Annotated in this window: 11 protein-coding genes; 6 read left to right on the top strand and 5 right to left on the bottom strand. The window is 59.4% G+C overall.

Annotated elements, in window-relative coordinates:
* Positions 1-5: 5 nt before the first annotated feature.
* Positions 6-1178, bottom strand: coding sequence for an MFS transporter (locus HZI36_RS17075; RefSeq protein WP_179403841.1), 1173 nt, complete (start codon positions 1176-1178; stop codon positions 6-8).
* Between the two features lie 104 nt (positions 1179-1282).
* On the opposite strand from HZI36_RS17075, the gene HZI36_RS17070 reads away from it, so the two are divergent.
* Complete coding sequence (locus HZI36_RS17070) at positions 1283-2185, top strand: LysR family transcriptional regulator (protein WP_179403840.1); 903 nt, start codon at positions 1283-1285, stop codon at positions 2183-2185.
* A 14-nt stretch (positions 2186-2199) separates the two neighbouring features.
* On the opposite strand, the gene HZI36_RS17065 is transcribed toward HZI36_RS17070, so the two are convergent.
* Together HZI36_RS17065 and HZI36_RS17060 are read right to left on the bottom strand one after the other, a co-directional pair.
* On the bottom strand, positions 2200-3012 hold the full coding sequence (locus HZI36_RS17065; RefSeq protein WP_179403839.1) for a shikimate dehydrogenase family protein: 813 nt from the start codon (positions 3010-3012) through the stop codon (positions 2200-2202).
* A gap of 44 nt (positions 3013-3056) precedes the next feature.
* Positions 3057-3794 (bottom strand): carboxymuconolactone decarboxylase family protein, encoded by a 738-nt coding sequence (locus HZI36_RS17060; RefSeq protein WP_179403838.1) that lies wholly within the window; start codon positions 3792-3794, stop codon positions 3057-3059.
* 142 nt (positions 3795-3936) lie between these two features.
* Here HZI36_RS17060 and HZI36_RS17055 point away from each other — a divergent pair, with 142 nt between their 5' ends.
* Both HZI36_RS17055 and HZI36_RS17050 read left to right on the top strand, forming a co-directional pair.
* Complete coding sequence (locus tag HZI36_RS17055) at positions 3937-4845, top strand: LysR family transcriptional regulator (protein WP_179403837.1); 909 nt, start codon at positions 3937-3939, stop codon at positions 4843-4845.
* A 174-nt stretch (positions 4846-5019) separates the two neighbouring features.
* A complete protein-coding gene (locus tag HZI36_RS17050; RefSeq protein WP_179403836.1) occupies positions 5020-6033 on the top strand; it encodes an aldo/keto reductase in 1014 nt (337 codons plus the stop codon).
* 312 nt (positions 6034-6345) lie between these two features.
* Here HZI36_RS17050 and HZI36_RS17045 read toward each other — a convergent pair whose 3' ends face one another.
* The gene (locus HZI36_RS17045) at positions 6346-7593 is read right to left on the bottom strand and encodes a type II toxin-antitoxin system HipA family toxin (RefSeq protein WP_179403835.1); all 1248 of its coding nucleotides are present in this window, start codon (positions 7591-7593) and stop codon (positions 6346-6348) included.
* Entirely contained in the window at positions 7586-7924 is a 339-nt protein-coding gene (locus tag HZI36_RS17040; RefSeq protein ID WP_179403834.1) for a helix-turn-helix domain-containing protein, read from the bottom strand. The genes HZI36_RS17045 and HZI36_RS17040 overlap by 8 nt, the downstream gene beginning before the upstream one ends.
* Before the next feature lie 536 nt (positions 7925-8460).
* Between HZI36_RS17040 and HZI36_RS17035 the strand changes: the two genes are divergently transcribed.
* From HZI36_RS17035 to HZI36_RS17025, 3 genes are all read left to right on the top strand, one after another.
* Positions 8461-9114, top strand: coding sequence for a hypothetical protein (locus HZI36_RS17035; protein ID WP_179403833.1), 654 nt, complete (start codon positions 8461-8463; stop codon positions 9112-9114).
* Entirely contained in the window at positions 9111-9857 is a 747-nt protein-coding gene (locus HZI36_RS17030; protein ID WP_179403832.1) for a hypothetical protein, read from the top strand. The genes HZI36_RS17035 and HZI36_RS17030 overlap by 4 nt, the downstream gene beginning before the upstream one ends.
* 476 nt (positions 9858-10333) lie before the next feature.
* Entirely contained in the window at positions 10334-12046 is a 1713-nt protein-coding gene (locus HZI36_RS17025; protein WP_179403831.1) for a type I restriction enzyme HsdR N-terminal domain-containing protein, read from the top strand.
* The last annotated feature ends 613 nt before the right edge of the window (positions 12047-12659 follow it).

The following is a 12659-nucleotide window of genomic DNA, read 5'->3' as shown; positions in this document are numbered from 1 at the left end:
CTGGGTTAGATGGACGAAGAGGAAACCGAGACACGGCGGCGGCCGGCGCTGCTCAGCCAGACCAGCCCCAGGCCGCCAGCGGCGAGCGCCGCGCCCACCCAGGGCACGGCGGCATAACCCAGCCCCTGGCCGATGACCGCACCGCCCAGGGCGGCGCCGACCGCGTTGCCCAGGTTGAACGCGCCGACGTTGACGGACGAGGCCAGGCCAGGTGCCTGGGCCGCCGCCCGCATCACGCGCATCTGCACCGGCGGCACGATGCCGAAGGCAGCAGCGCCCCAGACCACCAGCCCGATGGCCGCCCCCACATGCGTGGTCATCACCAGCGGTAGCAAGGCCATGACGATCGCGAGCGCCGCAAGAATCAGCTTGGTTGCGCCATCCAGCGACCAGTCTGCCAGGCGGCCGCCCAGGCTGTTGCCCAGCGTGAACCCGACGCCGATCAGCACCAGCGCGAAGGCCACAAAGCTCGGGCTGGCATGGGTGATGTCGGCCAGTACCGGCGCCACATAGGTATAGAGCGCGAACATCGCACCGGCGCCCAGCACCGTGGTGCCCATGGCCAACAACACTTCGGGGCGAGTCAGCACCTTCAGTTCGCGGCGCACGTCGGGGCGCGTGCCGCGTTCGCCCTTGGGCAGCGCCAGCCACAGCGCGGCGATGGTGATCAGGCCCAGCATGGCCGTCCCGCCGAAGGCCAGGCGCCAGCCCACCTGCTGCCCGATCCAGGTCGCTGCCGGCACGCCGCCGATGTTGGCCACGGTCAGGCCCATGAACATGGCCGCAATCGCGCTGGCCTGTTTTTCCTTGGGCACGACACTGGCGGCCACGACAGCGCCGACGCCGAAGAAGGCGCCGTGGTTGAGGCTGGTGATCAGGCGCGACAGCAGCAGCGTCGTATAGCTCGGCGCAAACGCCGACAGCAGGTTGCCGATGGTGAAGATGAGCATCAGCGACATCAGGGCAGCGCGCTTGCCGAAGCGGCTGAACAGCAAGGTCATCACCGGCGCACCGGCCATGACGCCCACCGCGTAGGCGGAGACCAGCATGCCCGCCGCGGGAATGCTGACCTGCACGCCGTCGGCGATCACGGGCAGCAGGCCCATCGGGGTGAATTCGGTGGTGCCGATGGCAAACGCGCCAATGGCCAGGGCGAGCAAAGCGGCCGATGACTTCATCGCAGCCTCTCCTTGATTGGGTTTCCGATGGGCTGCAGTGTGCGATGTCTACATTTGTTTATTAAGCCCTGTATCGGTCAAATTCTTTTGATTAAAATTCAAATATGAAGACGACACTCGATGAACTACAGGCATTTGTCGCCGTGGTGGACACGGGTTCCATCACGGCAGCCTCGGCGCATCTCGAGCTGACGATCTCGGCCATCAGCCGCACGCTAGGCCGGTTGGAAGACAAGCTGCAGACCACGCTGCTGCGCCGCACGACGCGGCGGCTGGAGCTGACCGACGAAGGCGCGGCTTTCCTGCACCATGCTCGCGCCATCCTGGCGTCGGTCGACGAAGCCGAGGAACAGATGGCTGCGCGGCGCATGCGACCGGCCGGGCGGCTGCGGGTCGACGCCGCCACGCCCTTTATGCTGCATGTGCTGGTGCCGCTGCTCGACGGTTTCCGTACGCGCTACCCCGAGGTGGAGCTGGAGCTGAACTCGAACGAAGGCATCATCGACCTGATCGAAAAACGCACCGACGTGGCGTTTCGCATCGGGGTGCTGAAAGACTCCACGCTACACGCCCGCCCCGTGGGCACCAGCCGCATACGGGTGCTCGCCAGCCCCGCCTATCTCGAGCGTCACGGCACGCCGACCGGGCCCGATCCGTTCGGGCAGCATGCGCTGCTTGGCTTCACCCAGCCTGAAACGCTGAACGACTGGCCGCTACGCGACGCGGGCGGCAATGTCCTGCGCATCCAGCCGACGATCGCCGCATCCAGCGGCGAAACACTTCGCCACATGGCGTTGGCAGGCTTGGGCATCGTCTGCCTCTCGGACTTCATGACGCGCGAAGACCGCCGCAGCGGCAGGCTGGTGCCGCTGTTTCCCGAGCAGACGCTGGACGTGCGTCAATCGATCAATGCGGTCTACTACCGCAACACCGCGCTGGCTGCGCGGATCACCTGCTTCGTGGACCATGTGGCCGAGGTGTTGGGCCAGCGGCCATTCGATGCGTGACTGACGACAAGCGGTTAAACGCTGGTGCCGGCTTTCGGGTCGAGGAAAAAATCAAGCATCATTTCTTGCACTGCTTCGACCATCTGGACGCCGTTCGCTGTCTTGCAGCCCACGGACTGGGCCGCGCGCAGAAGCGGCGTCACACCGTGCCCGGCAATCACATCGCCAACGAACATCGACGAATCGAGCAGGTCGCCGGAGACTGGAAGCGGGTCGTCATCGGCCAGACCCATGGGCGTCGCGTTGAACACCATCGTGCATCCCGCCGGATCGGCCGGCCCAACGCGCACGCGCCCCCGGCCCAAATTGGCAACGCGCTCACTGAGGTGAATCGAACGTGATACGTCGGCATCGTGGATGATGAGTTCGCGTACACCGGCTTCAAGCAAAGCGATCGCGATCGCGCTACCCGCTGCCCCGGCGCCGATCAGCAATGCGCGACCGTCGTTCACACATGCACCGTGGTCGATCTGCGCTTTCACAAACGCGAGGCCGTCGAGCATATCGCCATGCCAACGACCATCCGCGTTGCGGCGCATGACACTCACTCCACCGAGCAATCCCGCAGTATCCGAGCGGGTCGCGCAGTAACGGAATGCCGAGAATTTATGCGGCATGGTGACAAGCAGGCCGTCAACGTTTCCAGTCAGTGTCAGGGCATGCATGACCGCGCCCAGGTCATCTTTGGCTACCTGCATGGGGACGCACAAGGCGTTGTGGCCACGTGCCGCAAAGCCATCGGTCAACCGCTGCGGCGATTTTACGAATTTGATCGGGTCGCCGATGATGGGGAACAGCCGTGTGGCACCATCCAGTCTTTCAGGCATCTGATTGATCTCGCGCCGAATCAATAGGGACGCTCCCGCGGGACTCAGGCCGTGGAAGCGGATTGGCCGGGTCGCTTTTCAAGTACATCCTTGACGACCGGAAGTGCCGTAAATACATTTGGCCAGCCTGCGTAAAACGCCAGTTGCGTCATCACTTCCTCGGCCTGCGCTCGGGTCAGTCCGTTATCCATTGCACGGTTCAGGTGATAGGTCAGTTGTGCGACCTGTCCAGTCGCGACCAATGCGCTGACCGTGACGAGACTACGGTCGCGTGGCGCAAGACCTGGTCGCAGCCACAGGTCGTTGAACAGTGCGTCCCGGGTGAATTGAACCACCCCGGGCGAGACGGCACCGAAACTTTGCTGCACTGCGCTTTCACGCTGGGCTTCTGCCGCCTCGTCGACAGGCAGAAGTTCGACTGTCGCAGGCGGGAGTTGAGTCAACGTGATCCCACGTCTGTCGAAAACGGCGCTCGTCACCTTCACGGCCGCGGTCGCATTGGCCCATCCGGAGTAGAAAGCGAGATGCGCGATGGTTTCCGAAATCTCGCCGGGCTTGAGGCCGCTGTCGAGGGCAAGATCGAGATAGAACGGCAACTCTGTGCTCTGATTGCGCGCAATCAATACTGACAGCGTGACGATGCCGCGATCCCGTGCGCAGAGCGGCGGACGTTTCCACAGGTTGCCCAGCACCACATCGTTCGTATAGCGCGCGAGGGCGGGTGAAACGGTGTCCATTCCGGCGAGCAGGTTGACGGAGGACGCGTGATCCGGATTTTCCATACCAGTTTTCCTTTCGAACTGCGAACAGGCTGCGGTGCGGCGCCAGGATGGCCAGGCGATGCGCCGCGTATGAAATCTAACGTGCCCGCCCATCATCGACTAGGCGCTAGAATCGGCAAACACCTATGAAGCGAGTTCATCAATGCGTCGCGAAAGCTACAACGACCTGCTTGCCCTGATCGCCGTTGCGCGCGAGCGCAGCTTCACGCGTGCCGCCGCTCAGCTTGGCGTATCGCAATCGGCTTTGAGCCATACGATTCGCGCACTCGAAACCCGGCTCGGGATGCGACTGCTGACCCGAACCACGCGCAGCGTCGCGCCAACGGAAGCTGGCGAACGCCTCATTCGGGTCATCACCCCCCGTTTTGAAGAGATCGATTCCGAACTGGCGGCCGTGACGGAGTTTCGGGAGAAACCTGCCGGCACGATTCGCATCACTGCAACCGATTACGCGACCGAGACGGTCTTGTGGCCCAGGTTGTCACCGGTACTGCATGCCTATCCCGATCTAAAGGTCGAGATCATCACTGACTACGGCCTCTCGGACATCGTGGCCGACCGGTACGACATCGGCGTTCGCCACGGCGATCAGGTCGCCCGGGACATGATCGCCGTCCGCCTCGCGCCCGAGATGCGCATGGCAATCGTCGGCGCGCCGCAGTACCTGAAAACGCGTGCGATTCCAAAGAAGCCCCAGGATCTGACTGCGCACAACTGCATCAATCTGCGTTTGCCGACGTTGGGCGGCTTTTACGCATGGGAGTTAAAGAAAGGCCGTCGAGAAGTGCAGGTGCGCGTCGACGGACAACTCGCTTTCAACGGAACCTACCCGATGCTGGCTGCCGCGTTGTCGGGATACGGCCTGGCTTACGTTCCGGCAGACCTTGCCCAGCCTCATGTCGAAGCAGGTCGCCTTGTGAAGGTGCTGGAAGACTGGTGCCCCACCTTTCCGGGGCTGCACGCCTGCTATGCGACCCGACGCGAGTTCTCGCGAGCGATGACCGTGATCATCGATGCGATCCGTTATCGTGAAGAAAAGCCCGGGACCTGACATGCGATTCATGAATTCAGTTCATGTTGGTTTGCTGTTTTACTGGCTTTATCACTAGATGCCATCGACCTATCATCCTCCCTGCGGACGGCGATTGAAGCGCCGGCTGACACGCCTTTTCCGGCGTGACCGTTTTGGCTAATCGCGGGCCCGGCCTGCATGGAGATAATGAGAATGGACTATCGGTATCTGGGGCGCAGCGCCCTCAAGGTTTCGTCCCTGTGCCTGGGTGCAATGATGTTTGGGGGCGAAACGGATGAAGCGACCGCCCGCCGGATCATCGACAAGGCTTTCGACCAGGGCGTCAATTTTCTCGACACCGCCGATGTCTATCACGCAGGCCGGTCTGAAGAAATCGTCGGTCGGGCCATCATGGAACGACGCGACGACTGGATCGTAGCCACGAAGTTTGGCTACCCTTCGTCGGCAACTGCCCGTCCAAACGAACAGGGGCAGTCACGCAAATGGATTTGCCAGGCGGTCGACGCCAGCCTGAAGCGCCTCGGCACTGACTACATCGACGTGCTTTACTTTCACCGCTCCCTGGTTGACGCTCCGCTCGAAGAAGGGGTTCGTGCCATCGGCGACCTCATTCGCCAGGGCAAGGTGCGTTACTTCGGCCTGTCCAACTTCCGCGCCTGGCGTATAGCGGAGATCGTGCGCCTGACCGATCAGCTCGGCATGGATCGTCCCGTTGCAATCGAACCGGTGTACAACATGGTCGACCGCACGGCCGAAGTCGAACTGATGCCTGCTGCCGGGCACTATGGCATTGGCGTCGTGCCCTACAGTCCGCTCGCGCGAGGTGTATTGACCGGAAAATATGCACTCGATGGCGCACCGCCTGCCGACTCCCGTGTTGCGCGCGGTGACAAACGTATCCAGCAGACTGAATGGCGTCCGGAATCTCTCGCCATCGCAGAGAAAGTCGCGGCGTATGCCGCTGAACGCGGCACCACCTCGATTGCGTTCGCGATCGCATGGGTGCTCAGGAACAAGCTCGTGAGCGCTGCGATCGCTGGTCCGCGCACGGAAGCGCAATGGGACAGCTACATGGATGCGCTGACGCTGCAACTGGGGCCGGACGACGAAAAATTTGTCGACAGTCTGGTTCCTCCTGGCCATGCATCGACGCCTGGTTATACGGATCCGAACTATCCTGTCGAAGGCCGACGCGTAAACGGTTGACCGGGCAGTATGCGCGCTACTCTGGTTCCGGCGAACGGCGCGGCTTCTCTATGGACCATCACTCCCACTCGATTGTCAACCAGACGGTTGGAACCTTGTGAGGACGGTGTTTCCGCTTGGTCATGTGGCGCCGATACCGTCAGCGATGCCGAAAATCATGACCGGCAGTTGACGGCTGTCGTCGGAACAAACTGGAGGATCAGCACCCGCCTTGTTTGAAAAATCGCTAACACTGGCCGTCTCAGGACGATTTGTGAGCGCGATACCGTCACTGATACCGTCAGGCTCGTTCGAACGCGGTCCTTGATACCGTCACAACCGCAATGCCGCACCAAGATCGTCGTGCTCGAAGGCACTCGCCATGCGGGCGATCTCGGCGCGCCTGCAACCGACTTCCTGAGCAACCGCTTGCCATGTCCGGGTCACGTCTGCCACCTCCCGAATCGTGGCCCGAGCCTGTTTCAGCGACAAGCCGAAAAACTCCGCCGCATTCTCGAGGAGGCCGACCGAACAAGTTCCCTCGTCGAGATCGATGTTAGTCGTCAAGATACGCGCCTTGACATCGGTTGGCGTGGGATTGAGGTCATAGGCCGGTGAGAGTACCCACCCATCGTGCCCCGCCCACAGGAAGCCGTGATTGCGTAGATGGTCGTCGACATTGGAAACCAGCACATTGAACGTCACACGCCGATACAACTGTGCAGCATCGACCCGCGCCTTCGCACCATGTTGCGTCAGTGCGTCAACCAATTCGGGATAACTGCCTCGTTGGCCGTCCCGCGATCCCGTCATCGACATGGCCGAGAGAAAGGGAGTGCGAATGCTCCCAGTGCGATCGAAACGACGCGACAGCAGGACAGCCTTGCCCGCTATCTGGAGCAATTCGTGATGCGGGGTCGAGATACCAGCACGTTCAGCCAATCGCAGGGCGACTTCCTCCCAGGCCTCGATGCTGTATTCGTCGGTCTCCTTCGGAAACTTGGCAATCGACAAATGCCCGTACTGGTCGGTGATCGATGCTTTGGGACGCGCGCCACCAAGTGATGACCCAGGCGCGAAGATCAGTTGCAGATCCTCATCGGTTTCTTCGTCCCGCAGGATGCGCTCGGTGATTTGAAGCAGCCGCCCCAATTCGATCAGCGCGGGGACACCGGCGGGCACGGGCGCCTGGAATTCATCTTCTCCGCTCCAGCGGAATCGCAGCGCACCCAGGCGTGTTTCATCCGCTACGCCCAGCAGATAATCCAGTTCGCCGAGTGTACGGACGCGCCGTCCTTCCCGTTCTGCTTGACGACGTTCGGCACGCTGCATGAGACGGCGCCCCCAGGTATCCGGCGCCGAATCGCCTATCGAACCAAAAATGGGTTGGTCAGGCGGTGGTGGGAAGACACCTCGCGTCAACGCCAGCGCAGGCTCAATCGAAAAGCGCTCGTCGTCGGACAGCCAGGTCTCGTCGTATTCGAACGTGACCGTTTCTTCCCGACGCGACGCATGACGCCTGAGCAGACCTACCGGTCGCGGCGAGCCGTCGAGATCGATATATACCTCGACATCAGCCATGGTCACCCTTCCCTCCGCCACCACGGCGCATCCGGACGCGCTGAGGCAATGCGGCGGTTGCCAGCGACTGCCCTACGGTATCCCGGGCGGCGTCGGCAATCTCCTGTAGTCCATCCAGAAGCCCAAGCGCCTGTAGCACGGCCGCGTAGATGCCAATGCTCACGCTCGGATCTCCCGCCTCGACGCGCTGCAAAGTCGCTCTCGACGTGAACGCCCGCTCGGCAATCACCGCCATGGTCAAGCGGCGGCGGCGACGTGCGTCGTGAATATCTGCGCCCAATTTGCGCAGCGCCCGCCGGACGCCGGCGGAAGGAGCGTGGGGGGTTGGCATTCTGCTATCTTCCTGAGTCTCTATGTCGATTAATGTATCATGAAGATTGCATTTCTACCTAGTTCGCCTAAACTGGCTGAACAACTCGACGCCGTGCGGACATGGATCGCAAGTCACCGCGAGTGAATTTTGATGACCACGAGTCGCGTGTAATGGGCCTCTGGCCATAGTTGGCCTCCCGTCCCGCCCTTGTGAAGTCCCGGGTAAGCCCGCCGATGCTCGTCGGCCGCCCTTGCACAGCAAACACGGCTTGCGCTAAGGACGGGAGGGAATGGTCCGCCCACCCGAACGGCGAATGAGTCTTGTCGATCCGTCGCAGCTATTCGTACCACACAGATTGAGTGACTGCTCTACAGCACCAGGAATTGAGTCCGCTGACGAGGATGACGAACGCAAAAACATTGCGCCGCCCTTGGCCATCTTCCCGAGACTATGCGGTCCCACCGCCACCTCTCATACACATTTCTTTCTGGTGTGTAACAAAATATGTCATCACACATATAATATTTGGGCGCATGTCCATGTAAGGGGGGTCCATGGGAAAGCAGCCGCCAAAGGCCGATCAGAACGGAAAGATGAAGGTTCGGATCATCGAGTTCGAACTGGAAGGCAGCGACATGTCGCTGCAGGAAAGCCTCAAGAGCATCACAGCCGCGCTTTCCCGGCCGACTGTTGTCACCGCTCCGCGCCTGCAGCAACGCCTCGGCACGACGAGAAGCGCTGCCGAGGTCGTAGTGAATAACTCTGGCGAGCCGTCGGAAGATCTTGACCATGTCGAAGAGATCGAACAGGAAGAAGAGCCCACTGCCTCTGCTCCTCCCGCACCCAAAAAGCAGAGAAAGCCGCCGAAGATGGCAACGCCAAGCCTTGTCGACATCAGATTTGATGACGAGAAGCCCACCTTCGCAGAATTCGTCGAGCAAAAGGACCCAAAGAACGATATGCAGAAGTACCTTTGCGCAGCATACTGGCTAAAGACCTACAAGAGCGTCAACGAGGTCAGCATCGACCACATGTACACCGCATATAAGGTGATGGGATGGGCGCTGCCGACTACGCCTGTCCAGCCAATGAGGGAACTTGCGGCGACTCGCGACAAGCGATTCAGTAAAGGTGCCGAGAAAGGTCACTACGCCATCAACCACGTCGGCGAGGGCTTCGTAACAACAAAGATGGGCAACGGCCAGTGAGCGATCTTCTGGAGTTCGTGAGTCGAATTAACGGCTTCGGCGGGAAGAGCTTCACGGACAAAGTTGAAATCTTCGGCTGGTATTTGCACGAGAACGGTGGAAGGCCGAAGTTCGGCCCCACCGATCTATTGCGGTGCTTCGAGGCGGTTCACGAATCGAAGCCGAGCAACATTCACTCCATCGTGCATCGGCTGTCGACGGAGCGTCCTGCTCGCTTGCTGAAGGATGGCCAAGGCTACCGACTGTCTGCAACGGTACGCGAACAGGTTGGCAAGCTTGTCGGTCGCAAATCCAACACGGCGGTGAATGCGTTACTGACTGGTCTGCTGTCGTCCGTTACGAATAAAGATCAGCAGACATTCCTCGACGAAACAATTGCCTGCTGGAACGGCAAGGCCCATCGCGCCGCGATCGTGATGGGCTGGAATCTGGCGTATTCGCACTTGTGCGACCGAATCTTCGATGCTCACTTGGCGGCGTTCAACGCAAATAGAACGAAGGCCCATCCGAAGCTCCCGGAAATCGTCAAGCGCACCGATTTTCAGGAGTATAGCGAGCGACAAGTTATCGAAGTCAGTAGGATCGCCAACATCGTCGACAAATCAATATACAAGATACTTCAAGAACGACTTGACCGGCGCAACATGGCCGCGCACCCGTCCGCAGTGCTCTTCACTTCATCGCAGGCCGAGGACTTAATCACTGATCTCGTGAACAACGTTTTATTGAACTCAAGACTATGAACTGGTGGCTCACAGTCCCCTCTTGGATTGCGGCGCTTTACTTCGGTATAGGCTTTGTCGCGAAGGCTGGCTTTCCGACCAAGACTGACCTTCTTATCGGCGACGCACTTTTCGTCGGCTTCACCCTCCTTTTCCTACCCTTCTTCAGCAAGATTCAGTCGGGGCGATTCAGATCGACTCATTTATCGAGTTAGAGCGAGAGATCAAGGAAGCAAAAAAGGAAGCCACAGCCGTGAAGGAAGAGCTTCGCAAGTTCAAAAACGAAGTTCGCAATACTCGCGGTCAGTCAGCACATCAACGTGCACCTACCGGGCGCTGAGGAACCCAGGCAACAGCAAGAGAAGATCGAGGAGAATCTCAAAAGCTTCAGCAGACAGCAGGTCGATGATGTGGAGGCGGAGCTGCAGTTGGGCTAACTCATTACTCGTGCCTCCACCGCCGCGTAACATCAAACTTGAGTGATCGTAGAGTCAAACATGAGCCCAACTGACATCTTCGCGCAGCCGATCGCGTTCGAGACACTTCAACTCTACAAACGGTTGGAGCCTCTGGCCCACGACGTTATGGAGACCTTGCGGCAGATCGAGCGATTGGATGTATCAGGTTTCACGGAAGCTGAGGTTCGCGCCTACGTCATCGACCCCATTGTCCGTGCTCTCGGCTATGCAAAAGGCACGGATTTTTCGGTCGACCTGGAGCGCAAGATAGAATTCCTTGGGAAGAACAAGTTTCCCGACTACAAGCTCAATCTTTGGCAGGAAGATTTTTGGCTGATCGAGGCCAAGCGCCCGCGTACCAACGAGGCGTTCGGTTACGAAGATCTCGCGCAAGCCATTGAGTACGCCTGTCATCCCAAGATCAACGCCGCTCTCGTTGTCCTCTGCGACGGTATAAAGATTGAGGTATTCGATCGCGAGATGAGCGTGACCGAGCCCGTCATCCGTATGCCTCGCGACCGGTTGGTCTCCGAGTTCGACAAGCTCCGACATTTGCTCGAACCCTGGCAGATGTGGTTCTTTCAAAAGCGGCGCGTCGTGCGGCTGATCGACAAGGTTTTCGACCGCGAATTCAACATGAATCGCGTCGAGGAGTTCAAGAAACTTGTTGACGACCGCTTAGCCGGCAAGCGTACGCTCATCTTAGACAACTTTAGAAAGCAGGTTAGCTCGGACAGTCAGGGCGAAAGAGATTTGATCAAGTCCGCCTCGATGGAGGACTTGATCGAAATGCACATGTTCCAGCAGCACAGCACCTCCACAACCAATGCGCTGACGGCGGCGCTGGCTGATAAGAGCGCCGCAAATACCTTTCACGTCCCATACCGGATGTTACCCGACAAGGCGCGTGATCTCTCCGACATCTACGTCGGACACGCCCTTGCCTATTTGATGGAGTTGGACCGGCGGGGTGTCGCGACGGTCCAATTCCTGCCGAATTGGTTGGCTCCGGGGGCCCAAATGAATGCCGACTTAAAGGCTGCGATCGGAAGATTCATCCGCCTTTGCCTCACATATTTCGACAGCGACGAGCCTAGGCGCTTGATCCTTCTCGCTGCCACGGCATACCGGCGGGTCTTCAAGGTCCTGCTCATGTTGAGTGAATCGCAGTGGGCCATCGCGGAAGCTCGCCATTTCATTCAGCGGTTTGAAACGCCCGAGCGTACCTGGAGTCAAATTGTTGGCTCGCCCGAGGGGCACGCTCTCGGCATGCTCAACGCTTCCGCAATGATGGCGACCTATCGGTTCGTGAATGGTCTACAACCCGACGACAGTGCTTTCAAGGTCGAAATCGCGAAGCTTCAGCTACGGCAAATCTGGGATATGGAAAAGAAACTCCTCGGTCAGGTTCTTAACTACCCAAAGATTAGAAAGGAACGGGATCTTGGCGAAATGCACCCGACCGAGTGGTGCTGCGTCACATACGATTTCCTGGGTCATCTGGTTTTATGTCTCTTGCCGTCCTTCCCGGAGTGGAAGGAATACATCCTTCAGAATCACCTTCCAGAGGTCACAGCCCTCGCGAAACTACAGTCGTGGGCCGCGAAGCAACTGTTGGGGATGGATATCAGCGACCAAATCGAAGCACCGGATGATCAATTCCTCGCCGACAGGTTTTTCCTCGGTGACGTGGAAACTCTTCGGCTCCTGCGCGCCAGATACAATGGGAATGCGGTAGCCGCAGTTACTTGAGCTCTCCGTCATCGGTAAGGTTTGCAGACTATCTGGAAAATAGCCGAAACGTGGATCGAGCGTCTATTATCGTTTGCGGAACCGACATTCGAATGTCATTCTGAGCGCAAGGGCGCATGGCAGGAGCTGGCCGCGGCTGTGTGAAAACGCGAAACTACTCGGTTTCCGGGTGTCGCTTTACCATTCCCGGGCTGCCGCGAAGCCGATACAGAGCGATCTGAAGAGCCAAGTTTTTCGGCCGGAGCGTTCGGCTTGCGTTTTGACACAGCCTCGGCCGGTTGTTGCCCCATGCCCCAAGCCGGTTCGAACACGAGGTCCGGCAAAGGTGATCGCCGCGCGAGAAGCCCTCATTGCGCCGCAATTCTGAGTACCCGCCGGTTGAGATCTTGATCGCGCTCCCGAGCATCGCTGCAATTCTGGTCTCTCGCAGTCATCCGAAAGACACCCAGCGTCTATCTCACCGCTTGCAGATACCGTCAACGCCGCTGACGGTATCAAGCGAGCCGCTGCGCATGCTGCCCGCGTATACCGTCAGAAATACCGTCAAATTGTGGTTGCCTTGGCTCTCCGCAGGGGCAGTGGTGCTTCAAGAATTCCCATATTTCTCAAGAGC

It is taken from the genome of Burkholderia guangdongensis, from assembly GCF_013403875.1.
In the GTDB taxonomy this organism is placed as follows: Bacteria; Pseudomonadota; Gammaproteobacteria; order Burkholderiales; family Burkholderiaceae; genus Burkholderia; species Burkholderia guangdongensis.
The sequence above is the reverse complement of the archived record's forward strand: the minus strand, read 5'-3'. Positions and strand labels throughout refer to the sequence as shown.